This is a genomic window from Pseudomonas sp. 10(2024) (assembly GCF_045164175.1).
Lineage (GTDB): Bacteria > Pseudomonadota > Gammaproteobacteria > Pseudomonadales > Pseudomonadaceae > Aquipseudomonas > Aquipseudomonas alloputida.
This window is the reverse complement of record NZ_CP174006.1, coordinates 2,136,700-2,162,172: the sequence shown is the minus strand read 5'-3', so window position 1 is coordinate 2,162,172 and position 25,473 is coordinate 2,136,700. Positions and strand designations below refer to the sequence as shown.

At 61.1% G+C, this 25,473-nt stretch carries 17 protein-coding genes, 1 tRNA gene and 1 pseudogene; 12 read left to right on the top strand and 7 right to left on the bottom strand.

What is annotated here, in order from left to right; genetic code table 11:
- Positions 1-9 precede the first annotated feature (9 nt).
- Positions 10-483, top strand: coding sequence for a (2Fe-2S)-binding protein (locus tag ACI7M0_RS09665; RefSeq protein WP_129931971.1), 474 nt, complete (start codon positions 10-12; stop codon positions 481-483).
- Positions 480-4,043 carry a molybdopterin cofactor-binding domain-containing protein gene (locus ACI7M0_RS09660; RefSeq protein WP_129931972.1) on the top strand — a complete coding sequence of 1,188 codons (3,564 nt, stop codon included), beginning with the start codon at positions 480-482 and terminating at the stop codon, positions 4,041-4,043. Before ACI7M0_RS09665 ends, ACI7M0_RS09660 begins: the two co-directional genes overlap by 4 nt.
- Positions 4,044-4,046: 3 nt before the next feature.
- On the opposite strand, the gene ACI7M0_RS09655 is transcribed toward ACI7M0_RS09660, so the two are convergent.
- Complete coding sequence (locus tag ACI7M0_RS09655) at positions 4,047-4,685, bottom strand: TetR family transcriptional regulator (RefSeq protein WP_012051871.1); 639 nt, start codon at positions 4,683-4,685, stop codon at positions 4,047-4,049.
- Positions 4,686-4,962: 277 nt separating this feature from the next.
- Complete coding sequence (locus ACI7M0_RS09650; RefSeq protein ID WP_370688786.1) at positions 4,963-5,613, bottom strand: methyl-accepting chemotaxis protein; 651 nt, start codon at positions 5,611-5,613, stop codon at positions 4,963-4,965.
- Positions 5,614-7,518: 1,905 nt separating this feature from the next.
- Here ACI7M0_RS09650 and ACI7M0_RS09645 point away from each other — a divergent pair.
- From ACI7M0_RS09645 to ACI7M0_RS09620, 6 genes are all read left to right on the top strand, one after another.
- Entirely contained in the window at positions 7,519-8,214 is a 696-nt protein-coding gene (locus ACI7M0_RS09645; protein WP_064491891.1) for a 3-oxoacid CoA-transferase subunit A, read from the top strand.
- A gap of 8 nt (positions 8,215-8,222) precedes the next feature.
- Positions 8,223-8,864: a 3-oxoacid CoA-transferase subunit B gene (locus ACI7M0_RS09640; RefSeq protein ID WP_003251131.1), complete on the top strand. Its 642-nt coding sequence runs from the start codon at positions 8,223-8,225 to the stop codon at positions 8,862-8,864.
- 273 nt (positions 8,865-9,137) lie between these two features.
- On the top strand, positions 9,138-10,592 hold the full coding sequence (locus ACI7M0_RS09635; RefSeq protein ID WP_129931974.1) for a TrkH family potassium uptake protein: 1,455 nt from the start codon (positions 9,138-9,140) through the stop codon (positions 10,590-10,592).
- A 104-nt stretch (positions 10,593-10,696) separates the two neighbouring features.
- On the top strand, positions 10,697-11,647 hold the full coding sequence (locus tag ACI7M0_RS09630; RefSeq protein WP_129931975.1) for a TAXI family TRAP transporter solute-binding subunit: 951 nt from the start codon (positions 10,697-10,699) through the stop codon (positions 11,645-11,647).
- A gap of 27 nt (positions 11,648-11,674) precedes the next feature.
- Positions 11,675-13,702: a TRAP transporter permease gene (locus ACI7M0_RS09625; RefSeq protein WP_129931976.1), complete on the top strand. Its 2,028-nt coding sequence runs from the start codon at positions 11,675-11,677 to the stop codon at positions 13,700-13,702.
- On the top strand, positions 13,699-14,115 hold the full coding sequence (locus ACI7M0_RS09620; protein WP_104961319.1) for a DUF1850 domain-containing protein: 417 nt from the start codon (positions 13,699-13,701) through the stop codon (positions 14,113-14,115). Before ACI7M0_RS09625 ends, ACI7M0_RS09620 begins: the two co-directional genes overlap by 4 nt.
- A gap of 27 nt (positions 14,116-14,142) precedes the next feature.
- Here ACI7M0_RS09620 and ACI7M0_RS09615 read toward each other — a convergent pair whose 3' ends face one another.
- Positions 14,143-16,116, bottom strand: coding sequence for a choline BCCT transporter BetT (locus ACI7M0_RS09615; RefSeq protein WP_010954773.1), 1,974 nt, complete (start codon positions 16,114-16,116; stop codon positions 14,143-14,145).
- A gap of 303 nt (positions 16,117-16,419) precedes the next feature.
- Between ACI7M0_RS09615 and nhaA the strand changes: the two genes are divergently transcribed.
- A complete protein-coding gene (nhaA, locus tag ACI7M0_RS09610) occupies positions 16,420-17,781 on the top strand; it encodes a Na+/H+ antiporter NhaA (RefSeq protein ID WP_010954774.1) in 1,362 nt (453 codons plus the stop codon).
- A gap of 138 nt (positions 17,782-17,919) precedes the next feature.
- Positions 17,920-19,281, top strand: coding sequence for a chloride channel protein (locus tag ACI7M0_RS09605; protein ID WP_256658180.1), 1,362 nt, complete (start codon positions 17,920-17,922; stop codon positions 19,279-19,281).
- Between the two features lie 101 nt (positions 19,282-19,382).
- On the opposite strand, the gene ACI7M0_RS09600 is transcribed toward ACI7M0_RS09605, so the two are convergent.
- The 3 genes from ACI7M0_RS09600 to ACI7M0_RS09590 form a co-directional block, all read right to left on the bottom strand.
- On the bottom strand, positions 19,383-19,988 hold the full coding sequence (locus tag ACI7M0_RS09600; protein ID WP_129931977.1) for a TetR/AcrR family transcriptional regulator: 606 nt from the start codon (positions 19,986-19,988) through the stop codon (positions 19,383-19,385).
- 156 nt (positions 19,989-20,144) lie between these two features.
- Positions 20,145-21,353, bottom strand: a complete 1,209-nt coding sequence (locus ACI7M0_RS09595; RefSeq protein ID WP_129931978.1) for an MFS transporter — start codon at positions 21,351-21,353, stop codon at positions 20,145-20,147.
- Between the two features lie 436 nt (positions 21,354-21,789).
- On the bottom strand, positions 21,790-24,006 hold the full coding sequence (locus ACI7M0_RS09590; RefSeq protein WP_129931979.1) for a TonB-dependent siderophore receptor: 2,217 nt from the start codon (positions 24,004-24,006) through the stop codon (positions 21,790-21,792).
- Between the two features lie 210 nt (positions 24,007-24,216).
- On the opposite strand from ACI7M0_RS09590, the pseudogene ACI7M0_RS09585 reads away from it, so the two are divergent.
- Positions 24,217-24,332 (top strand): annotated as a pseudogene (locus tag ACI7M0_RS09585) (single-stranded DNA-binding protein); the annotation flags it as partial.
- A gap of 227 nt (positions 24,333-24,559) precedes the next feature.
- Here the strand turns inward: ACI7M0_RS09585 and ACI7M0_RS09580 are convergent.
- A tRNA-Ser gene (locus ACI7M0_RS09580) sits at positions 24,560-24,647 on the bottom strand.
- A gap of 133 nt (positions 24,648-24,780) precedes the next feature.
- Here ACI7M0_RS09580 and ACI7M0_RS09575 point away from each other — a divergent pair.
- Entirely contained in the window at positions 24,781-25,452 is a 672-nt protein-coding gene (locus ACI7M0_RS09575; RefSeq protein WP_003251184.1) for a Bax inhibitor-1/YccA family protein, read from the top strand.
- Positions 25,453-25,473: the final 21 nt, after the last annotated feature.

Sequence of the window (25,473 nt, the reverse complement as noted above, 5' to 3'; positions counted from 1 at the left end):
GAGCCAATAATGCAAACAACCATCTCCCTGCAGGTCAACGGCCAGCCCGTCGAAGTCAGCGCCATGCCTGACACCCCGCTGCTGCTGATCCTGCGCAACGACCTGTGCCTGAACGGCCCCAAGTACGGCTGCGGCCTGGGCGAATGCGGGGCGTGTACGGTGATCATCGACGGCGTGGCCGCCCGCTCCTGCGTCATCCCCTTGGCCGGCGCCGCCGGCCGCAATATCACCACCCTCGAAGGGCTGGGCAGCAAGGCCGCGCCGCACCCCGTGCAACAGGCGTTCATCGACGAGCAGGCGGCCCAGTGTGGTTACTGCATGAACGGCATGATCATGACTGCCAAGGCCCTGCTCGATCGCATTACCGACCCCAGCGACGAACAGATTCGCAATGAGCTGTCCGGCAACCTGTGCCGCTGCGGCACCCACGTCGAAATCCTGCGCGCCGTGCGCCGCGCTGCCGAGACCCGGAGAAAGCCATGAACCACTCACAACAGGTGCCCAGCCGCGACCAACTGCTGGCCAAGACCGGCGTATTGCTGATCGTCGACCAGATCACCCCGCCCTCAGGCCCTGTGGCCAAGGGCGTGACACCTGCAGTCAAGGAACGTGAGCTGGCGTTGTTCATCGCGGTCAGCGACGACGGCATGGTCTACGCCTTCAATGGCCATGTCGACCTGGGCACTGGCATCCGTACCTCGCTGGCGCAAATCGTCGCCGAAGAGCTGGACCTGCGCATGGACCAGGTGCACATGGTGCTGGGCGACACCGAGCGGGCCCCCAACCAGGGCGCGACCATAGCCAGCGCCACCCTGCAGATTTCCGCGGTACCGCTGCGCAAGGCTGCAGCCACAGCGCGACGCTATCTGTTGCAACAGGCCGCCCTACGCCTTGGCTGCCCGCCCGAAATGCTGCGCATTGAAGACGGCACGGTTATCGCCAGTAACGGCAGCACGCTGAGCTTTGCCGAACTGGTGCAAGGCGAGAACCACCAACTGCACATTGCCGACGACGCCCCGCTCAAGGCCATCGAGGACTACCGCCTGGTCGGGCGCAGCGCCCCTCGAGTAGACATCCCTGGCAAGGCCACCGGCGAGCTGACCTATGTGCACGACATGCGCCTGCCCAACATGCTTCACGGTCGGGTCATCCGCCCGCCCTATGCCGGCCATGACAGCGGCGACTTTGTCGGCAACAGCCTGCTGGCGGTGGATGAATCCTCCATCGCCCATCTACCCGGCGTGGTCGCCGTGGTGGTCATCCGCGACTTCGTCGGCGTGGTGGCAGAGCGCGAAGAGCAAGCCATCCGTGCAGCCCATGAGCTGAAAATCAGCTGGAAGCCATTCACAGGCAAGCTGCCCGACCTTAGCGATGTCGCCCAGGCCATCCGCGACAACCCGCGCGTGCAGCGCACCGTGCTGGACCAGGGCGATGTCGACGGCAGCATCGCCAACGCCAGCCAGCGCCTGAGCCGCAGCTACCTATGGCCTTACCAGCTGCACGCATCGATCGGCCCATCATGTGCGCTGGCCGACTTCACCGCAGGGCAGATCCGCGTGTGGTCAGGTACGCAGAACCCGCACCTGCTGCGCGCAGACCTGGCCTGGCTGCTGGCGTGCGACGAAGCACGCATCGAGATCATTCGCATGGAAGCAGCCGGTTGTTATGGCCGTAACTGCGCCGATGACGTGTGCGCCGACGCGGTGCTGCTGTCGCGTGCGGTGCAGCGCCCGGTGCGGGTGCAGCTGACCCGCGAACAGGAACACGTGTGGGAGCCCAAGGGCACCGCGCAGTTGATGGAAATCGACGGCGGCCTGAACGCCGATGGCAGCGTGGCCGCCTATGACTTCCAGACCAGCTACCCGTCCAATGGCGCGCCCACCCTGGCCCTGCTACTGACCGGTGCCGTGGAGCCGGTGCCGGCGCTGTTCGAGATGGGCGATCGAACGTCGATCCCGCCTTACGACTACGAACACATGCGCGTCACTATCAATGACATGACGCCACTGGTGCGCGCCTCGTGGATGCGGGGGGTGTCGGCCATGCCCAACAGCTTCGCCCACGAGTCGTACATTGATGAGCTGGCCTTCGCCGCTGGCGTCGACCCGGTCGAATATCGCCTCAAGCACCTGTCCGACCCGCGCGCCATCGACCTGGTCAAAGCCACCGCTGAACGCGCGCAATGGCAGCCGCATACCCGGCCCATGCAGACACAGGCCGAAGGTGATGTGCTGCGCGGCAGGGGCTTTGCCTATGCGCGCTATATCCACAGTAAATTCCCCGGCTTCGGCGCGGCCTGGGCAGCTTGGGTAGCCGATGTCGCAGTGGACCGGCGCACGGGCGAAGTGGCCGTCACCCGCGTGGTGATCGGCCACGATGCCGGGATGATGGTCAACCCCGAGGGTGTGCGTCACCAGATCCACGGTAACGTCATCCAGTCCACCAGCCGGGTGCTCAAGGAGCAGGTCAGTTTCGAAGAATCGACAGTGGCGAGCAAGGAATGGGGCGGCTACCCGATCCTGACCTTCCCCGAGCTGCCGGCTATCGACGTAATGATGCTGCCGCGCCAGCACGAGCCGCCAATGGGGAGCGGCGAATCAGCCTCGGTACCCAGCGCAGCGGCCATCGCCAATGCCATTTTCGACGCCACCGGCATTCGTTTTCGCGAGCTCCCGATCACTGCCGAACGCGTGCGCGCTGCGCTCGGTGGCGAAGGCCAAGGGCCAGATGCACCCGCGCCAGCGCAGCCGTCAACCAAGCGTTCGAAGTGGTGGTTCGGCTCGCTGGCCGGGGTGTTCGGCGCTGCATTGGGCATGCTTGCCACCGCCTTGCCCTGGCGCGCCGAAATCGCCCCGGTAACGCCACCTGGTGTCGGCAGCTGGAGCGCCGCCATGCTCGAGCGCGGGCGCCAGGTGGCGGCGGCCGGCGACTGCGCCGTGTGCCATACGGTCAGCGGCGGCAAGGTCAATGCCGGGGGGCTGGCAATGGATACGCCTTTCGGCACGTTGTACAGCACCAATATTACCCCCGACCCGGAAACCGGCATCGGCCGCTGGTCCTTCGCGGCCTTCGAGCGGGCCATGCGCGAAGGTATCAGCCGCGATGGCCGGCACCTGTACCCGGCGTTTCCCTACACCTCGTTTCGCAACATCAACGACGCCGACATGCAAGCACTGTATGCCTACCTGATGTCGCAAACCCCGGTACGCCAGGAAGCGCCCGCCAACCAGATGCGCTTCCCGTTCAACCAGCGGCCGCTGATGGCCGGCTGGAATGCGCTGTTTCTGCAACGCGGCGAATACCAGCCCGACCCGCAGCGCAGCGCGCAGTGGAACCGCGGTGCCTACCTGGTCGACGGCCTGGGCCACTGCACGGCCTGCCACTCGCCGCGTAACCTGATGGGTGCAGAAAAAGGCGGTAGCAGCTACCTTGCCGGCGGCATGGTCGATGGCTGGGAGGCCCCGGCCTTGAATGCCCTGGCCAAGTCATCGACGCCGTGGAGCGAAGACGAGTTGTTCAACTACCTGAGCACTGGCTTCTCCGAAAAACATGGCGTGGCGGCCGGCCCCATGGGCCCGGTGGTCAGTGAGCTTGCCACCCTGCCAAAAAGCGACGTGCGCGCCATCGCCCACTACCTCAGTTCCCTGGAGGGCGAGCCGCAGGCACTGGCCGCCAATGCCGCGCCCCAGGTGGACACGCACGTGTCGCTGAGCAACGGCGAGCGGGTATTCAAAGGTGCGTGCCTGGCCTGCCACAGTGATGGGCTGGGGCCGAAGCTGTTTGGCGTCAGCCCGTCGATGGCGGTCAACAGCAACGTCCACAGCGACCTGCCGGACAACCTGCTGCGCGTGGTGCTGCACGGCATTCCGACCCCGGCAACCCGCGACCTGGGCTACATGCCTGGTTTCAAGGACAGCCTGTCGGACCGCCAGGTAGCCGACCTCGCGGCCTACCTGCGCCATCGTTTTGCCGCCGACAAACCGGCCTGGCAAGGGCTGGCGTCCAAGGCTGCGCAGGTACGCGCCAACCCTGGCAGCCACTGAGGCTCAGCGGCGCAAGCCGCGCAGCGCAAGGTCACTGATGAAGGCCAGCCAATCGGCCTTGGCCTGCTTGTCGGCCAGGTCCACGGCCAGGAACGAGCTGAGCGTATGGCGGTTGGAGTTATAGAAGTAGCAGAGCGAGGCAATCATCAGGTAGGCGTGGGTAATGCAGATATCGTCGCGGAACAGGCCCTTTGCCTGTCCGGCCTCGATGATCGGCCGCAGCACGCCGACCGCTTCGCCGGACAGCGCCCTGAGGTTTTGCGACTTGCGCGCGTGCAAGCCCTGGTGAAGGTTTTCGGTGGCGAGGATGGTGACGAATTCGGGGTGGCGCACATAATAGTCCCAGATAAACGCCACCAGCTCGCGCAGGGCCTGCTCAGGGTCGGCGAGGTCGAGGCGCAGCTTCGCTTCGGCCTGGTTGAAGCTGGCATAGATGTGTTCCAGCACACTGATGAACAGCTTTTCCTTGCTGCCGAAGTAGTAATAGATCATCCGGTCGTTGGACTTGGCCAGCGTGGAGATCTGCTCGATGCGCCCGCCAGTGAAGCCTTCCTTGCTGAAGACCTTCACTGCGGCCTTGAGAATATTGTCCCGGGTGCGATCGGCCTGCTGGGCGCGAACACCGGTTTTGCGAGTTTGCATGTCGGTCCCTGTGGGGCTGGCCAGATACCCAACACTGCCACAGACATTGAGCCATTGCGCGGCTTTTTCGGCTGGGCTGATGGCGGAGATGGCGGACCGGCTAACACCGGCAGAGCCGCTGCCGTTGATCGTTTTGCTTTCTGCGCGAGCATACCCACTCTTCGCCCGCTACCTGCCTGGAAGTCAGCAGTCATCGGGGCTGGCTTGCACCTGATGAGTGGCACGTACAGCCAGCCGGATCATGACGGACTCCCGGGTTACCGGACAGGTGCGTTACTCAAGCAGCGACGCCTCGTTCGCCATCATCGCTGACTTCGAACTGCCCCACCAGCTTCTGCAACTTGCCAGCATCCACCTTCACCTTCTGCGCACTGCTTTGCAGCACCAGGGCGGTCTGGCGCATCTCGCTGGAGGACTGGTTGACCTGCTCGATCGTCTTGCCGTATTCCACGCTGCGACGGTTGAGCTGCTGGATAATGGCGAACATGCTCTCCACCGCCTGGTGCAGCTGTACATTTTCGGAAGAGGCGTCCTCCGCCAGGCGCAGGCTGTTGTCGACGTCCTGCACGCCCTGCTCCATGAAGCTTACCGCCTGCCGGGTTTCGCCCTGCAGGCTCTCGACCATGTGGCGGATGTCGTCGGCGGCACGCGAGGTGCGTGCGGCCAGGCTGCGCACCTCGTCGGCCACCACCGCGAAGCCACGGCCATGCTCCCCGGCACGCGCCGCCTCGATAGCGGCATTGAGCGCCAGCAGGTTGGTCTGGTTGGTGATTTCGCTGATCAACCCGGTGATGTTGTCGATCTCGACCATGCGGCTGTCGAGCCGCTGCACGCTGGATGATGAGCGCGCCACCACATCCCGGATCGACTGCGTGCCCGCCTGCACCGCCTGGTACTGCGCGCGTGCGCGGCTGACCACTTCGTCCATGGCCTGCTTCATCTGCTCGGCGCTGACCGAGGCCTGCTGCAGTTCGCCGAGTTGCTCTTCCATGATGATCATCATCTGGTGCACAGCGTCGGCCACGTCGGCGGAGCTTACGCTGGCCTCCTGGCTGCGCCCGAGCATCATCTGGTTGGTGCTGCCGACCGTGCGGCTGGCCTTGACCACCTGCCCGACCACCGCGTCCAGGCGGTCGATGAAGCTGTTGATCCAGCGTGCCATGTCGCCGCTCTCATCATTGGCCAAGGTGCTGGTATCCAGGCGCTGGCGCAGGTTGCCTTCACCCTCGGCGATGGTGCATAGCACACTGCTCATGCCATTCAACCTGGCGGCCAGGCGCTTGGGCCCGAGCACGCCAAACAACAAGGTGGCGCCCAGCATGCTCACGGCCTCGATCACGTCAGTCAGTCCTTGCGGCAGGCCTGCATAGTGCTGTACCAGAAAATTGCAGCCGAACAGCCCCGCCATGATCGCCACATAGGGTTTCATCAACCCGTAGCTCAGCGAACGCCGGCGGTAGACCTCTTCCAGGTCCGCCTCGCACATCATGCCCCAGCGGTCGGGTGAGCCCGGCAACTGGAAGGTCACGCCCTTGCCCACCACTGGCACATGACGGTAGTCCGAATAGCCGGGGTAGGTCACGAACAGGTTGGCACCCCGCCTGATCGTCTCCCTCACGCCAGGGTGCAGTTCCCGCGTGGAAGGGTCGGTGAAACGAAGCTCCAGCTCGGTATGGCGCTGGACCTGTACAGTGGCCCAGGGCGTGTGCACACCGTTCTTGAGGTTTTCGCCATGGGTGAAAGTGGCGTCCTCGAAGCGCGAGCGGGACAACGCGGTACCGGGTTGTATGGTGGGGTCGAAGCGCGATTGCGCCATGAACAGGTAGTTGTCGCCCGACTCGGGGTAAATGTGCCCTGCCTCGCGCTGGATCAGGTCACCCAGCACATCGTTGGGCACCCGCCCACACAGACAACCCAGCACTTTGCCCTCGTGCATGAGGGGCTGGTAGAACATCAACGTGACTTCATCGTGGAAGCGCGAGGAAGACGGGCCGATCTGCAAGGTCAGCGAGTCGCTGTAGGGCCCGTGCAGAAACGGTGCTTTCAGCCCCTGCGCCAGGGCTGCCAAATACTCGATACGTGGCGTGCCACGCTGGGGCCAGGTCGAAGCGATGACGCTGCCATGCACATCGACGACAAACAGTTCGGAAAAGTCCTCCGCCTGGGCCAGCGTGTTGCGCAACATCGCGCTATCGACTTGAGCGAGCCCGGGCGCCACCTGCTCGGCCAGGTCGGCCAGGTGCTCCCACTGTTCGCGCACCCACTCATGCAGCAACTGCACGCGGGTCTGAGCGATGGCTTCGAACGTTTGCTCGACCTGCGGGTAACTGGCCCGGTTAAGGCGGCACGCCCAACCCATGCTGAATTTGCCGGTTTTGCCAAACCACGGCAGCCAACCCTTTTCACTCGCCGATAACTGCATCGAACCACTGGAAAGCGACATTATCTTCACCATACGCGACATCGAATGGCAATCTGATAGCAAGTCGCACGCCAACGGCGGGAGGCATGATTAATCGGCGATCCCGCGGAGTGGATGCACTTCATCAGTGCAAGATGCCGGCAGGCAACCCCGGAACGCACCAGCCACGGGCAAAAATGAGCGGTTTAAGCATTCAACTGAAATGAGGCAAATAGCCTCCAGAACTGCTCGCAGATCGCACAACAGTTCGATAATCGCACAAATTCAGCCAAACCCTCTCTACTGTTGCCCTATCTTGCGGCACGCTATAGCGAAAGTCAGCAAGCTATTTCAAGTGCTGACAGGCCCCATCGCTTCACGCGCTCCGGCCAGCCCGACAACCACAACTCCAGGAACAACCAGGAGCTCGCCTTGATCAATAAAACGTACGAGTCCATCGCCAGCGCGGTGGAAGGGATCACCGACGGTTCGACCATCATGGTCGGTGGCTTCGGCACGGCTGGCATGCCGTCCGAGCTGATCGATGGCCTCATTGCCACCGGTGCCCGCGACCTGACCATCATCAGCAACAACGCCGGCAACGGCGAGATCGGCCTGGCCGCCCTGCTCATGGCAGGCAGCGTGCGCAAGGTGGTCTGCTCGTTCCCGCGCCAGTCCGACTCCTACGTGTTCGACGAACTGTACCGCGCCGGCAAGATCGAGCTGGAAGTGGTCCCGCAGGGCAACCTGGCCGAGCGTATCCGCGCCGCAGGCTCCGGCATTGGTGCGTTCTTCTCGCCAACCGGCTACGGCACCCTGCTGGCCGAGGGCAAGGAAACCCGTGAGATCGACGGCCGCATGTACGTGCTGGAAATGCCGCTGCACGCCGACTTCGCACTGATCAAGGCGCACAAGGGTGACCGTTGGGGCAACCTGACCTACCGCAAGGCCGCCCGCAACTTCGGCCCGATCATGGCCATGGCTGCCAAGACCGCCATCGCCCAGGTCGACCAGGTCGTCGAACTCGGTGAACTGGACCCGGAACACATCATCACCCCGGGTATCTTCGTCCAGCGCGTGGTCGCCGTCACCGGTGCTACCGCTTCTTCGATTGCCAAAGCTGTCTGAGGCCTGCCATGACCATCACCAAAAAGCTCTCCCGCACCGAGATGGCCCAACGCGTGGCCGCAGACATCCAGGAAGGCGCGTATGTAAACCTGGGCATTGGCGCGCCAACCCTGGTGGCCAACTACCTGGGCGACAAGGAAGTGTTCCTGCACAGCGAAAACGGCCTGCTGGGCATGGGCCCAAGCCCTGCGCCGGGCGAGGAAGACGATGACCTGATCAACGCCGGCAAGCAGCACGTCACCCTGCTGACCGGTGGTGCCTTCTTCCACCATGCCGATTCGTTCTCGATGATGCGTGGCGGCCACCTGGACATCGCCGTACTGGGCGCCTTCCAGGTGTCGGTCAAGGGCGACCTGGCCAACTGGCACACCGGTGCCGAAGGTTCGATCCCGGCCGTAGGCGGCGCAATGGACCTGGCCACCGGCGCCCGCCAGGTGTTCGTGATGATGGACCACCTGACCAAGACCGGCGAAAGCAAGCTGGTGCCCGAGTGCACCTACCCGCTGACCGGTATCGCTTGCGTCAGCCGCATCTACACCGACCTGGCCGTGCTGGAAGTGACACCTGAAGGGCTGAAAGTGGTCGAAATCTGCGCGGACATCGACTTTGACGAGCTGCAGAAACTCAGTGGCGTGCCGCTGATCAAGTGATCCAGGAAGACTTAGGGCTTTCCATGCCCTCTGCGGCACTATCGATAGTGCCGCACAAGCGCCGCGAGCAGGGAGCACGCGGTGCTTGAGGCCGCCTTTCCAACCGCTTCGGAGCCGATAGACGAGAACTCTCGGAGAGGTCAACCCAATGAGCTATCGAGCGGGAGCCAGATAGCGGCGTAAAAAATTGCCGGCCACGACTTTACGCCTTTTTTACTCGACATTACCGTAAAGCAGGCAATACTGCCGGCACTGTCCCAACGAGCTCCCTCAATGCCGCTTCCTGCATTGCGTTTCATCGCCTTCATTATTGGTGTATTCCTGATCACGTTGGCCGTCAGCATGGTGATTCCAATGCTGACGCTGCTGGTGTACGACCGCAGCGACGACCTCGGTGCATTCGTCTGGTCGAGCCTGATCGTTCTGTGTGTCGGCCTGCTCATGGTGGCCCGCGGCGTACCCGACACACCGCAACTGCGGACCAGGGACATGTATCTGCTCACGACGGCAAGCTGGGTCATCGTGTGCGCATTCGCGGCGCTGCCAATGGTGTTCATTCGACACATCAGTTACACGGACGCGTTCTTCGAAACCATGTCAGGAATCACCACCACCGGCTCGACCGTGCTGACCGGCCTGGACAGTGCATCGCCGGGGCTGCTGATATGGCGTTCGCTGCTGCACTGGCTGGGAGGCATTGGTTTTATCGGCATGGCCGTGGCGATCCTGCCACTGCTGCGCGTGGGCGGCATGCGCCTGTTCCAAACCGAGTCTTCGGATTGGTCTGACAAAGTGACGCCGCGTTCGCATGTGGCAGCCAAGATAATCCTGCTGGTCTACCTGGGCCTGACTGCATTGGGGACAGGGGCATTGTGGGCTGCCGGCATGACCCCGTTCGAAGCCATCAATCATTCGATGTCGCTGGTTTCAACCGGTGGTTTCTCTACCTCGGATGCCTCGCTGGGCCATTGGGAGCAGCCAGCGGTGCACTGGGTGGCTGTGGTCATCATGATACTCGGCAGCCTGCCCTTCACGCTGTATGTCGCCACGCTGCGTGGCCATCGAGGCATCCTGCTCAAGGACCATCAAGTTCGCGGTTTCATTGGTTTTCTCGTCTTCGTCTGGCTCACCGTCGGAACCTGGCTCTGCCTGCACAGCGATCTGGCCTGGTGGGATGCGTTTCGTATCGTTGCGGTGAATGTGACCTCGGTAGTAACCACAACAGGCGTTGCCGTGGGTGATTACACGCTCTGGGGCAGCTTCGCCATCATGCTGTTCTTTTACCTGACGTTTGTCGGCGGGTGCTCGGGCTCCACCGCTGGCGGTTTGAAAATATTCCGGTTCCAGGTGGCCGCTGCCTTGCTTGTCAGCAGCCTGAAGCAGTTGATCCATCCACGGGCAACGATCTCGAAGAAATACAATGGGCACCCCATCGATGAAGAGATCGTACGGTCACTGCTGACGTTCTCGTTCTTCTTCACCGTCACCATTGCGGTCATCGCCCTGGGCCTGTCTTTGATAGGACTCGACTGGATGACGGCGTTGAGCGGGGCGGCCACCGCCGCGTGCAACGTCGGTCCAGGCCTGGGCACGCTTATCGGTCCAGCAGGTAATTTCGCCTCCTTGCCGGACGCAGCGAAATGGTTGCTGACGGTTGGCATGCTGCTTGGACGGCTCGAGATCCTCACCGTACTGGTACTGGTCTCGCCAGTCTTCTGGCGATTCTAGAGCAGAGGCCATCCAGCCAATCAGCCATAAAATTGGGCAGGGACAGCATATTCGTTCTAGGTTTACTGGCGCAGGAATAACAACAACAAGCGGAGAACGACGCCATGAACCCAGCCCTTCGCCTGGCATTGGCCAGCACCTTGTTTGCTGTCAGCGCGGCTGCCCAGGCCGCACCGACCTTCATCAACATCCTCACAGGCGGTACCAGTGGTGTCTATTACCCGGTAGGCGTAGGCATTTCACAGATCTACAGCCACGGCATAGAGGGCAGCAAGACCACGGTGCAAGCCACCAAGGCCTCGGTAGAGAACCTCAACCTGTTGCAAGCCGGTCGAGGGGAGTTGGCATTCGCACTGGGGGATTCGGTGGCAGATGCCTGGAAGGGCGATGCAGAGGCTGGATTCAAAACGCCCTTGAAGAAACTCCGTGCCATCGCAGGTACCTACCCGAACTACATCCAGATCGTCGCCAGCAAGGAGTCTGGGATCACATCCCTGTCAGACCTCAAAGGCAAGCGTATCTCGGTTGGAGCCCCCAAGTCCGGGACAGAACTGAACGCCCGAGCCATCTTCAAAGCCGCGGGGCTTACCTACCAGGACATGGGAAAAGTTGAATACCTGCCCTATGCGGAGTCCGTCGAACTGATCAAGAACCGTCAGCTTGACGCCACGCTGCAATCCTCAGGGCTCGGTCAAGCGGCTATCCGAGACCTGGCCGCGACCTTGCCGGTAGTGTTCGTGCCTATCCCTGCCGACGTCGTCACCCGCATTGGCAACAATGCCTACCAACCCGCCACCATTCCTGCCAACACCTATGATGGCCAGAAGGCGGACGTATCAACGGCGGCCATCAACAACATCCTCGTCACCCGCGCCGACATCGGCGATGACCTGGCCTATCAGATGACCAAGCTGATATTCGAGAACCTTCCACGCCTGGTCACGGCCCACGCTGCAGCGAAAGATATCCAGGCAGAAAATGCCGCCAAGAACCTGCCCATTCCGCTGCATCCAGGAGCAGAGAGGTACCTCAAGGAGAAAAACCTGCTCCCCTGATGACATTTCTGAGCCATGGAGCAGCGTATGAGTGATACCGCGCAAGGTCTTCACGCCAGCACCGATCGCTGGCCTGCCGCGCTTTTTGCCGTGGCACTGGTCTTTTCGGTTTTCCAGATCGCCACGGCGGCCTTCCCCCTGATTTCCACCCAAGTACTGCGTGCAATACACGTGGGGTTCCTGTTGCTGGTGGTGTACCTGAGCTATTCATTCGTTGGCCACCGTCGGCCGTGGCAACCCCTTGCCTGGCTGCTGGGCCTTGCGGGAATGGCGACGGCTGCATACCAGTGGTACTTCGAAGGGGATCTGATTCAACGCTCCGGTGAGCTGACCACCAGTGACCTGATCGTGGGGCTGTTGCTTATTGGTTTGGTCTTTGAAGCCGCGCGACGCGTCATGGGCATAGCGTTGCCCATCATTTGCGCCCTGTTTCTGGCCTATGGGTTGCTTGGCCAACACTTGCCAGGCGAACTCGCGCATCGAGGCTACGGCCTCGATCAGATCGTCAATCAGTTGGCCTTCGGCACCGAGGGGCTGTATGGCACACCGACCTATGTCTCAGCCACCTACATTTACCTGTTCATCCTGTTCGGCGCATTTCTTGAGCAGGCGGGCATGATTCGTCTGTTCACCGATTTCGCCATGGGGCTGTTCGGCCATCGCAGCGGAGGGCCGGCCAAAGTGTCGGTGTTCTCCTCGGCACTGATGGGTACCATTACCGGCTCGGGGGTGGCCAATGTCGTCACCACCGGACAGTTCACCATTCCGCTGATGAAGCGTTTTGGCTACAAACCTGCATTTGCCGGTGGCGTCGAGGCGACCTCCAGCATGGGCAGCCAGCTGATGCCGCCGGTGATGGGCGCTGTGGCGTTCATCATGGCCGAGACGATCAACGTGCCCTACGCCGAGGTGGCGAAAGCCGCGCTCATCCCAGCATTGCTGTACTTCGGCTCGGTCTACTGGATGGTCCACCTGGAGGCTCGGCGCAGCCATCTGCACGGCTTGCCTCGCGAACAGTGCCCGAGTGCCTGGGATGCGTTGCGACAACGTTGGTTCCTGCTCGTACCGCTGATGGTCCTGGTCGCCCTGTTGTTTTCCGGGCGAACGCCTTTGTACTCGGGAATGGTCGGCCTGGCCCTGACCGCCATCGTCATCCTAGGCTCGGCGATCATCCTGCGCGCTCAAAAAACCTGGCTGCGCGCGGCTTTCTGGGTTGCACTCGGGATACTGTGTTCAGGTTTTTTCCGCATGGGGATCGGGGTGATCCTGATGGTCATTGCCGGCCTGGCCATTGCGTGCTGCTTTGTCCAGGGCGGCCGTGCCACCCTGCACGCATGCGTCATGGCCCTCGCGGAGGGTGCCCGTCATGCGGTGCCGGTGGGCATTGCCTGTGCGCTGGTCGGCGTCATTATCGGCGTCATCTCGCTGACCGGCCTGGCCACCACCTTTGCCGGATACATCCTTGACCTAGGACGGGACAACCTGTTCCTCTCGCTGGTGTTGACCATGCTCACTTGCCTGGTACTGGGTATGGGCATCCCGACCATCCCCAACTACATCATCACCAGCTCCATTGCCGCCCCCGCCCTGTTGGAGCTCGGGGTCCCGCTGATCGTCTCGCACATGTTCGTGTTCTATTTCGGCATCCTGGCCGACCTGACGCCGCCAGTGGCATTGGCATGCTTTGCAGCGGCCCCGATTGCCAAGGAAAAAGGCCTGTTGATCAGCTTCTGGGCGGTGCGCATTGCCTTGGCCGGTTTCGTTGTGCCCTTCATGGCGGTCTATGACCCGGCGTTGATGATGCAAGGTGACAGCATGGGCTCCACGTTGTACATGGTGATCAAGGCGGCGTTCGCGGTAGCCCTCTGGGGATGTGCGTCGATCGGGCATTTGCGTGCCCCCATGCCCTGGTGGGAGCGCCTGTTGGCGTTCGCGGCTGGTGTGTCATTGATACTTGCCCTGCCCATCAGCGATGAGATCGGTTTCGCTTTGGGTGCGGCAGTGCTGGGTTGGCACTGCTGGCGAAGCCGACCGGCCTCTGGACGCCTCGCATGATCAGCCTTTGCGTTGGGTTGGCCGGTGTGGTCTGGGTCAGCCTGCCACTGAACGGTTTTACCCTTGCGTGGCAGCACAGTATCGAAAAGGTCCGCTGGGAAGAGGATTACCAAGTGACCCCGGCGGGCCTGGTACTGGTAGAGGCACGGGTCAAAGGCAGCGGGGCCGGCATGGAGATTCCGGACGACGCTCAACTGCGTGACGGCACTTGGCACTATCGTCGTCATCTACCACCGCTGCAGCCCTTGCACGCCGGGCGAACGCCCGAGGCTGGTGACTACCAGGTCTGCACGACAGACGGGTGCCAGCCACTGTCCTATTGGTTAGGACCGCCGAGCGAACGCATTGCTGCAGTAGACTTCTGGGCCTGTGAAAATCCGCCTTTGGACAGCAGGCGAACCGCCCTGCCCTGACGGCGACAGGGCAGGACCGAATCCACTTCAGCCCACCACGTGCAAGTAATGCAGGTGGCGTTCGTACTGATCCAGGATGTCGCCAATCACATCGTCACGGCTCCACCCCATGATGTCGTAGTCCTGGCCCCCTTCTCGCAGATGCACTTCCGCGCGGAAATACTTGCGGGAATCGGCACCGTCTTCGGTGTCCCGCATGACGAAGCTTGGCGTATTGAAGGCCCGTGGCCGCACCTCGTAGAGGAAACGTCCTTCACCGGCATGGGAGAGCTCCAGAGATACCCGCCCATCATCACGCTCATTCACGCTCACCTCGTAGCCTTGCTTGCGCAGCTCCTGGGCGACCTCTTCACAGGCCGGCCTCACCACCTCGGCGATAAAGCGCGTGACATGAACCCGGCGAGGCATCAATGCAATATTGCGCAGCCTCCGCTGCCAGCCGCCGTGTGGGTGGCGGGTATGGCGTGGGCCCGGCAAGGCTTGATTGCGCAACCCGCGGCGAGTCGCATCAAGACTCAGCGCCTTGAACAAGCCCCAAATCGCAACCAGCAGGATGACCGCGAACGGCAAAGCGCTCGCAATGGTCGCGGTCTGCAGCGCCTTCAGACCGTTCGCCAGCAGCAACGCGATCGCGACTGCGCCTATGCAGACTGACCAGAAGATACGTTGCCACAGGGGTGAGTGACCTTGTCCGGAAGAGGCGAGCATATCCACGACCAGCGCACCAGAGTCCGCCGAGGTCACAAAGAACACGACCACCATCAGCACCGCGACCAGCGAAATGATGCTGGAGAACGGAAAATGCTCCAGGAAAGCAAATAACGCGAGGGAACTGTCCTCACTGACCACAGCAGCCAGATCCTTCACGCCATCGTTGAGGATCATATGGATTGCCGAGTCGCCGAACACGGTCATCCACAGCAAGGTGAAACCCGCAGGCACGAACAGTACGCCGCAGACGAATTCGCGGATGGTCCGCCCTCGCGAAATACGTGCGATGAACAAACCCACGAAGGGCGACCAGGACAACCACCAGCCCCAGTACAGCAAGGTCCAGCCGCCGATCCAGTCGGTGGGCTCGTAAGCGTAGAGATTGAAGGTTTTATTGACGATGTCCGAAAGGTAGGCGCCGGTATTCTGTACATAGGTCTGCAGCAGGAACACCGTAGGCCCAAGCAGCAGCACGAACAGCATCAGGATCACCGCCAGGCTCAGGTTGAGTTCGGACAGGATGCGAATACCTTTATCCAGGCCGCTAGCCACCGAAAGCGTCGCCAATGCGCAGGTGGCGGTGATGAGGATGACTTGCACGGTGGTGTTTACCGGCAAACCGAACACATGATGAAACCCGCTGTTGATCTGCAATACCCCATAACCCAGCGAGGTGGCCACACCAAACACCGTGCCGAGGATGGCGAAGACATCCACGGCATGCCCTATAGGGCCATAGATTCGCTCACCGATCAGCGGATAGAGTGCCGAACGCAAGGTTAACGGCAGGCCATTGCGGAAGCTGAAGTAGGCCAGGATCAGCGCGACGATGGCATAGATCGCCCAGGCATGCAGGCCCCAGTGGAAAAAGGTGATTTTCATGGCTTCGCGCGCCGCGGCAACGGTGCCGGGATCGCCCACGGGCGGCGTGGAGAAATGCATGACCGGTTCGGCCACGCCGAAGAACATGAGGCCAATCCCCATTCCTGCCGAGAACAGCATGGCGAACCAACTGCTCTTTCGGTAATCCGGCTCACTGTGGTCAGGGCCTAGCTTGATGTCGCCATAGCGGCTGACGGCCAGAAACACCACGCTGATCAACACCAACGCTACAACAAGAATGTAGAACCAGCTGGCATTGGTGATGATCCATCGCTGGACTTGCTCGAACAGCGTTTGGGCGTGCTCCTGAAATGCCGTGGCGTACAAGACCAGCAGAAAAACAAGTATCGCACTGGTGTAGAAGACAGGTGGATTGAGGGTGCTCCTGGGTTTGGGGGCTGCAGTCATAGCGGCAGTTCTCCTTGCAAGGCGATGAGCACAGCGTGCCTGGGCACGACGACATTTACCAAGGCTAGCAGCTGGATAAACTCTCGTTTGCCAAGCTCGGTGTGCTCGAAAACAACCACAAACCCTAACGTCTGCAGGAAAAAATCTCAAACCGACGCCTCATTGGAGTGAATGGTTTGGCGCTTTTTGTTCATCTGCGAGTGGTTATTCGGTAGACTACCGCACGGGTGCCAGCTGCACGGTGCAGTGAGGCAGGTTAAAGAACAGCGCAGGTCGGGCCGCCATGCGGGAGCACCTGTGCCTATGCATAAACAAGAATTACCTCGCGCCCAGAAACTGGCCGAGCGCGCCTTCGCCAACCTTGAACGCTTTTTGCACATTGAAGCGGTCAGCGGCATCGTTCTGTTGATTGCCGCAGTCGCTGCCCTGATCTGGGCGAATTCCCCGGCTGCCGACAGTTATGAAGCCCTTTGGCATACCCCGTTGACGTTCGGCGTGGGCTCGCATGTCTATTCGCAGTCCCTGCATTTCTGGATCAATGATGGCCTGATGACCATCTTTTTCCTGGTCGTGGGCATGGAGATCCGCCGCGAGATCCACGAGGGTGCACTGTCCAGCCTGCGTCAAGCCACGCTTCCCATGGCAGCCGCTGTCGGCGGCGTAGCGGTACCCGCACTCCTCTACCTGAGTTTTGGTCACGCGCCAGCAGACCAACAAGGTTGGGCCGTGCCAACGGCGACGGATATCGCCTTTGCGGTGGGCGTATTGGCCCTGCTCGGCAAGTCGATCCCGTCCAACGTACGTGTGTTCCTCCTCGCCCTGGCAATCATCGATGACATCATCGCAGTCCTGATCATCGCGTTCTTCTACTCAGGCGGCCTTGATTACACCGGCTTCGGCGTTGCAGTGATCGGCCTGCTAATGGTGATCGGGCTTCAGAAGATCGGAGTGGGTTCAGCCTACGCCTATGTCATTCCCGGTGCGATCGTCTGGCTGGGCATCTTGTTGACCGGCGCCCACCCGACCCTCGCAGGCGTCGTGCTGGGCCTGATGACACCTGTCACCGCAATGCCGATGCGTGAGCGCCCACTGGACGCCATTACCCGCTTCACCGGCGAATTGCTGGGGCGCGCCAAAGCGCCTGAGCAAGATGCCAGCGACCTCATGGACCCGTTGAAACGACTGCGCCTGGCCCAGCGCGAACTGCTGCCGCCGGTAGTGCGCATGCAAGGCACCCTGCACCCCTGGGTAGCCTTCGGCATCATGCCGGTGTTTGCCTTGGCCAACGCCGGGGTCAGCCTTTCGGGTGTCGACCTGTCCGCAGAAGGCCCCCAGTGGGTCATGATCGCCGTCGCTGTCGCCCTGGTCGCAGGAAAGCCCTTGGGCATCGTCAGCGTCAGTTGGCTGATGGTCCGCCTGGGCTGGTGCGTGCTTCCCGCCGAGGTCAACTGGCGTAGCATCATGCTGGTCGGGCTGCTGGCCGGCATCGGTTTCACCATGTCGATCTTCATCGCCAACCTCGCGTTCGTCGACCCTGGCTCACTCGGGGCAGCGAAACTCGGTGTGCTATCCGCGTCGTTGATCGCGGCCGTGCTGGGGTTGACCTGGGGGGTGTGGAGCATGCGCAGCGCAGCGTCTGCTACCAAAGCCGGTTCGCCCACCTAGCCACATTCCGGGACTGGCGATCCCTTGCAGTTGGGCAAGCGGATCGCCACTCCTGGTGCGGCTACAACCTGTGTCGGGTAGGCCTGTGCGGGAAAACACGCCATACTCGCGGCTTTCCAAGTCAGCCATGTGTGGACAATGTCCGACCCTACCCGACCTGCACCTTCACTCCCCCGCCGTTCACGCTGGCGAGAATGGCGCCAGCGACTGGCGTTCTGGATCGGGGCATTGCTGGTGGGGCTCGTTGCGCTGGCATTCGCCTGGCTAGCCGACGCGGCGTTCGCTTCGTTCAAGCGTTTGCTGGAATGGGCACCCTGGTCACCTCTTCTCATCACTCCGCTGGGTTTCGCGCTCCTGGCTTATCTGACGCAACGATGGTTTGAGAATGCCAAGGGTAGCGGCATCCCCCAAGTCATCGCCGCCCTGGAAATGCCCTCTCGCCGGCTGCGCGCCCGATTACTCTCGCTCCCTGTGGCTGCAGCACGCATGAGCCTGACGCTGGGCGCCTTGCTGGTCGGCGGTTCGGTTGGCCGGGAAGGCCCGACCGTCCACATCGGCGCCGCAGTGCTCTATTCCTTTGGCCGACGCTTAGGCCTGCACGGCCGGCGCACCATCGCTGGCCTGGTGCTCGCCGGAGGCGCCGCGGGTATTGCGGCAGCCTTCAATACACCGTTAGCGGGGGTAGTCTTTGCCATTGAGGAGTTGAGCCGCACGTTCGAGCAACGTTTCAGTGGCTTGGTGCTCACTGCGGTGCTGATCGGCGGGGTCGTGACGCTGGGGCTGATGGGGCATTACGCCTACTTTGGCGAGATCAGCGGTCGGATGCCGGTGGGCTGGGGCTGGAGCGTCGTTCCTGCCTGTGCAGTGCTGGGCGGGCTGCTGGGTGGTTTTTACGCCAAGCTTGTGCTGCCCACCGACAAGGGCATACTCGGCCAGGTCTGTACGTTACGCGGACGCTATCCAGTGCGCTTTGCTGCCACCTGTGGGTTGCTGCTGGCCACCTTGGGGCTCGTCTCTGGCAATCATGTATTCGGCACCGGGTATGAAGAAACGCGTGCGTTGCTGGAGGGGCAGCCGATCACGGACACAAGCTTTCTCCTGTGGAAGTTTCTGGCCAACGTCGCGTCCTATCTTTCCGGGATTCCAGGCGGGCTCTTTTCGCCTTCGCTGAGCATCGGCGCCGCCTTTGCGCCGCTGTTGAGCTTGCTGCCCGATGTTGACCCTCAGGCAGGCGCACTACTCGGCATGGGCGCATACCTGGCCGGTGTGACACGCTCGCCACTGACCGCCTCGGTCATCGTGCTTGAACTGACACATAGCCCGGACCTGGCCATTCCCATGTTGGCCGCGACACTGATGGCGGCGGCCATCTCTGGATGGGTGTCTCCGGTCTCGCTTTACCATGCCTTGGCCAAGCAGATTACCGACAAGCTTCATGCTGCCGCGTCTTCTTCCACAGAACCCGCCGCTCGCCAACCGAGCGCTACCGAAAAACCTTGAGCAGCACCAAGCCTGCCCTGCCAGACGTTAACGGGTAGTCAGGTAGCGGAACTGCCCTGAGGGGGACGGGGCTCCCAACAGGGTGGAACTGTCGCGCGCATTCACGCCTCCGTAGAGTCTGTTGGCCGCTTTAGCACCCCGAGCAACAGCAGGTCGAACGCCTGGCCAGCCTGCGCCAAGCGTGCATTGCCGTCTTCGGCCTCCGCGATCCACACAGCCGCTTCAGCCAAGCTGCCGTAGATCAACGCAGCCAGCGCTTGAGCGTGCGCGTTGACGAAAACGCCCTCTAGTACCAGGTTGTCGATCAACTGGCGCAGCGACTCTATGCAATACCGCTGGGCCTCAGGCGAGCCGCCTCCCAACACCGCTCTGGCGTCGCGCAGCACGATACGCTGGATCTCGGGCTCCAGCGCCATCTCCAGGTAGGCGTGGCAGCGTTGGCGGAAGCCGTCCAAAGCGTTATCGGCGGTCTCGGTAATAGCACGCAGGCGCTCGTCCATTTCAGCGTCGAGTTGCTCAACGACGGCTGCCAGCAAGCCCTTCTTGTCGCCAAAGTGGTGGTACAACGCCCCCCTCGTCAAGCCCGCCCGGGCGGTCAGATCATCCATCGAGGCGTGCGCAAACCCCTGCTCGCTGAACATCTGGCGGGCGGTGGCCAGTAACAGGGCTCGGGTTTCTTGCATTGCGGCGCGGGTGCGGCGAACCATCCAGCTATTCCTTGTGTTCTGGCGGCATGGGGTAGGCGTATACGAGTATTCATACCGCTTGCACGCATTGTCTTGGGCGCGAGGCGCACTGACAAGCCTGTCGTATCGTCGCGCGGTGACCGAACCCCCAAGCCTGGCGGCCAGCCCTGAAGCCGATCAAAGCGAATACGACGCCTGTCGGGCTCGGTCGCGCATGCGCTGGTAGCCCCAAAGCGCGACCAACAACACTGCGGCCCCGGCGGCCAAGGCCACGTTGAATCCGGCCTGGGCACCCCACACATCGACCACCTGCCCAGATGCTGCGGCACCGCCGGCAACTCCAACGTTGAGACCGGCGAGCAACCAGGTCATCCCTTCGGTCAGCTTGCTTTCGGGCACGATGCGCTCTACCAGCGACATCGCCACGATCATGGTCGGGGCGAAGAACAGGCCCGCAACCAGCACGGCAATGGTCAGCCCGATGATGTTTCCCACCACCAGCAGCGGCAAGGTTGTCGCCGCCGTCGCCAACCCACCCAGCAGTAGCAGCTTGTGTAGCGGGGTATCGAGTTTCAGGACACCGAACACCAGCCCCGCGACACAGGAGCCGATGGCATAACAGGACAGCACCACGCTGGCCGCAGCCGGCATGTCCATCTGCTCGGCGAATGCCACGCTGACGATGTCGACCGTACCGACGATCAAGCCCATAGCGACCATCAGCAAGGTCAGCAGGCGTACGTCGGCCAGCCTGAACACCGACATGCTGTCTTGCCCGGTGGCGGCATCGGCCTCTACTGGCGGCTCGATGCCGACCTGCACCGCCAAGGCGAACACGCCGATGGCCAGGAACACGGCAGCAGCCAATGTACCGGCCTGCGGAAGTACCGCCACGCTCAGCCCCACCGAAATCGGCGGGCCAGCAATGAAGGTGACTTCGTCAAGAACGGTTTCCAGCGAGTAGGCTGTCTTCAGTTGCGCCTTGCCGCGGTAAATCGCGGTCCAGCGCGCGCGCACCATCGCCGACATGCTGGGCATGAAGCCGGCGAGCGCGGCCCCGACGAATAGGGTCCAGTCCGCCAGCCGCCAATAGCTGCAAGCCAACAGCAGAAGGATGCCCAGCACACTGAGCCCGGCGGCGGCCGGCAATAAGCGGCCCTGGCCATGAAGGTCGACCAGGCGCGAGATCTGCGGCGACATCAGTGCATAGGTCAGCACGAAGGTGGCCGCCACCGCACCGGCCAGGCCGTAACTGCCGGTGATCTGAGACAACATGGTGATGATCCCGATACCGGTCATCGGCAACGGCAGCCGGGCCAGCAGGCCGGCCAAGGCGAAGCCCTTGGCGCCTTTGGCCTGGAACAACTCGCGGTAGGTACTGAACACGCTCGACTCTCCTTATCGAAAGGCCCTTGGCCAGTCACGCTCAAGGCAAAATACATGCAGCCCGTATGATTAAAACCTTATTATCATACGAACTGAATGTAAACCCTCATGATCCGCCGGGAACCTCCTTATTCAGCCACCCTGCCCCCGTGACGCCTTGCGTGTCGCGAGCAGTCGTTCGCCATTGAGCGCGAGTTGAACAGTGTGGGCGATGCCCTCCGCGCTTAGGAGGCGCGGGTCAAAAGGGTGGGCAATCTGCGCAACAATCCCACCGGGACTTGGCTTGCGTCACCCACTAGAGGAAGGAGTGCGGAACGATGGTACCGTCCCAATTTCAAGCGATTGAGTAGAGATGAGAAAGGCCCATCATTCGATGAGCCCTGTCAGACACCTAAGTGCGAAGGCATCAGGCGTCACGCCCGGCGGCGCCAAAGCCTTACAACTTCCAGTCCAAGCTGACCATCATTGTCCGTGGCTCACCTTGGTAAACGCCGTTGTAGAATCCAACGTTGTTGTAGTAATGCTCATCGAACAGATTCTTCACGTTAACCGACGCTGACAGGTGTTCATCGATTTGATAGCGTGCCATCAGCCCAACCACCGAGAACGCCTTCTGGCCGATCTTGTCTTTGGCAGTGATGATCCTGTCACCATCGCGCCCCACTGGGCGGTTGGCTATTTTGAAGTTGTCGCTCTGCCAATCCAGGCTCGCCCCAACGGTCAATGCCGGGGTCATCTTGTAGGTGCTGGAGAAGCGCACAAGGTTCAATGGCTGCTCGGTATTCTTTCGCTTTTTCTCGGCTGTGGCGGCATGGGTGTAGCTGTAGCCCAGGCTCATCTGCCAATCGATCATCACCTCGCCCGCGACTTCAGCTTCGAAACCTTCAACGACTACACCTTTACCGCCGCTTTTGTAGAAAATTTCATTGCCATTGGGCGGCACCGAGTCATCCTGTTCCGCCACATTGTCCTGTTTACTGCGGAACACGGCAGTACTCAGGTTCAGCCTTTCTTCGAACATACTGCCCTTGAGACCTACCTCATAGACTTTGCCAACGATAGGTTCAATGTACTGCTTGTTGACGTCTCTCACGGTCTGCGGGTTAAAAATGTCGGTATAACTGACGTAGGCGGTGAACTGGTCATTCAGGTCAAAAAGCACACCAGCGTAGGGTGTCCACTGATCGTTTTGCGTCTGCTTGGTAGTGGACTGACCGGCGACATTCAGCGCGTCGTCATAGTCCCATTCCCGACGCTCCGTCTCCCAACTGCCGTAGCGGCTGCCAACCACGAAGTGAAGGCGGTCTGTCGGGTTCAGCCGTGTTGCGATATACCCGGCTTTCTGACGGGTGTAGGAGCGCGAACTGTCCAGTCCGGTATCGATGTCATAGAACTTGGGGATAGACCCCATGTACTTCCAATCAGGAATCTTGTCGTAGTCTTGGGGCACAGGGAGACCAAGGCGATATGGCTCACTATTGCGCCGTTCTGACTCGCCGTAGCCGATCATGAAGTCATGACTGCGCCCCATAAATTGGAAGGGGCCAGCGAGGTTGAAGTCGATCGCATCCATCTTCTCCTCCCCACCAAAATGCGCGTACCAGGCCCGCATGCCACTGCGGTCAGCTTCCGGGAAACCATTACCTCCGTAGTACACCTTGCCGTCACTGTCGGTTTGCCGATGGGTGTAGGCCACCTTCATCAGCCAGTCGTTACCCAGGCGCTGATCAAGGGTTGCGAATACCGTCTGGTCTTTCAATGGCCAGGAAGACCATGGGGCGCTGAGGTTGGTCGAGCGTGGCAGATTGGCTTTACTGCCATCGGCATTCCAGAAAGGCACCGTACCCCATGAGGAACCTTGGACGTGCTTGTTCTGATAGTCATATCCCACCGCCAGGACCGTGCTGTCGGTCAGGTCGGCTTCGAGTACGCCATACGCCACCTCACGCTGGGTGGCATATTTATTCATGAACGACTTGTTGTCGCGATACGCCAACACTGTGCGACCGCGCAGCCGCCCCTCCCAGCCTAATGGGCCGCCGACATCCAGGTAGGTGTAGTAGTTGTCGTAGCTGCCCCCACTGACACCGCTCTTGACCGCCAGTTCATGCGTTGGCCGCTTGCGCACCATCGCGATAGTGCCCGAGGGATCACCAGCGCCTGTCGTCAGCCCAGTGGCTCCGCGCACGACCTCAATTCGATCGTAGATGATGGTATCCGAGTCGGACTTAAGCCCGGAGAACGTGTTGAGCATTCCATCGATCTGGAAATTATTGATCGCGTAACCACGTGAGTAGTAGCTAGGTCGCTCCGAGTCATTTCGCTGAACCGTTACCCCCGTCACATGGGCCATGGCCTCGGACAGCGTGTTGAGCTGGAAATCGTCCAACTGCTGCCGGGATATCACCGAGACCGATTGGGGTGTTTCCTTGATCGAGAGGTTCAAGCGCGTGGCTGCACTCATGCTCCCGGTAGTGTAGGAGCCACTGTTCTCAGTGGTACTACCCAAGCTGGTAGCGACCACATCAGTGGAACCAAGCTCCAGCACACTGTCCTCGGATTTGGTTTCTGCCTCGGCCAGCGACAACGGGCAGAAGACGGAAGCACACAGGCCGAGAGTGAGTGTCATGGAAGGGTTGATCGACGGGGGCATCGCGGGCTGACTCCTTGTTCATGGAAAATCCTTGGCGCAAGAATCTACATGAAAATCATCCGCAGATGACAATTAATATCATTTTCTGATTGCGCTGCCCCTCATGGGAGCAGGGTTCTTTCATGGTTGAGGGACTCCATCGTCCGCGGCGTCAGTTGCCAAAGCGCGCGAGATCTTCTGCTCCACTCAGGCTCAAGCGCTCAGGCGCTCAGGCGCTCAGGCGAGAAGGTCGAGCACACCAGTGGCACCGCGTATCGCTGCTCGGGAAGGTCGCCGAGATCGTCGGCGTGTCTCTGCGCAAAGGCGCCCAATGCCACATCGAGGGCAATGGGGCATACCTCGACGGCAGTGATTTTCAAGTACTGCGCGAAGTGAGTCAGCCAGGACGGCCAATATTTGAGGGGGGATGAACCACGCGCTCAGGTGGACCTGAACCCAATAAAAAAGGGGCCGCAAGGGCCCCTTTCTTCTGCCTGTCATTCCAAGTGTGTTCCCAAAACGCTCCCATTTGCGGGTTCAGCGGTGCGAACATCAATGAAATCAAGCACTTGTATGGCGGAAGCGTAGAGATTCGAACTCTAGGATAGTTGCCCATCGACGGTTTTCAAGACCGTTGCCTTAAACCACTCGGCCACGCTTCCAGCTCGTTTTGCGGCCGCCATAATACCTTAATGAAACACGCTGTCAAACTCTCTGTGTCGCGGGTTGCAGGAGCTCTGATAGACTCCTAGCATCTGAACGTCCGAAACCACAGGTTTACCAAGGAGTGTCGCCATGCGCGAACAGGATTACGCCGTCCACCACGGCCAGCAGGTCGAGCAGCAGGAGATCAGCAAGGTCCTGCGCAACACGTACAGCCTGCTGGCGCTTACTCTCGCCTTCAGCGGTGTCATGGCTTTCGTTGCCCAGCAGATGCGCGTCGGCTACCCGAACGTGTTCGTGGTGCTGATCGGCTTCTACGGGCTGTTCTTCCTTACCAACAAACTGCGTGATTCGGCCTGGGGCCTGGTGTCCACCTTCGCGCTCACAGGTTTCATGGGCTTCATCCTCGGCCCGATCCTCAACCGTTACCTGGGCATGGCCGGTGGCGCTGAAGTAGTGAGCTCCGCGTTTGCCATGACTGCGCTGGTATTTGGTGGTCTGTCGGCCTATGTGCTGATCACCCGCAAGGACATGAGCTTCCTGAGTGGCTTCATCACTGCGGGCTTCTTCGTTCTGCTGGGTGCTGTCGTTGCCAGCTTCTTCTTCCAGATCAGCGGCCTGCAACTGGCAATCAGCGCTGGCTTCGTGCTGTTCTCGTCGGTCTGCATCCTGTTCCAGACCAGCGCGATCATTCATGGTGGCGAACGTAACTACATCATGGCAACCATCAGCCTGTATGTGTCGATCTACAACCTGTTTGTCAGCCTGCTGCAGCTGTTTGGCATCATGGGTCGTGATGACTGATTGATTGCTGTACCGCAAGAA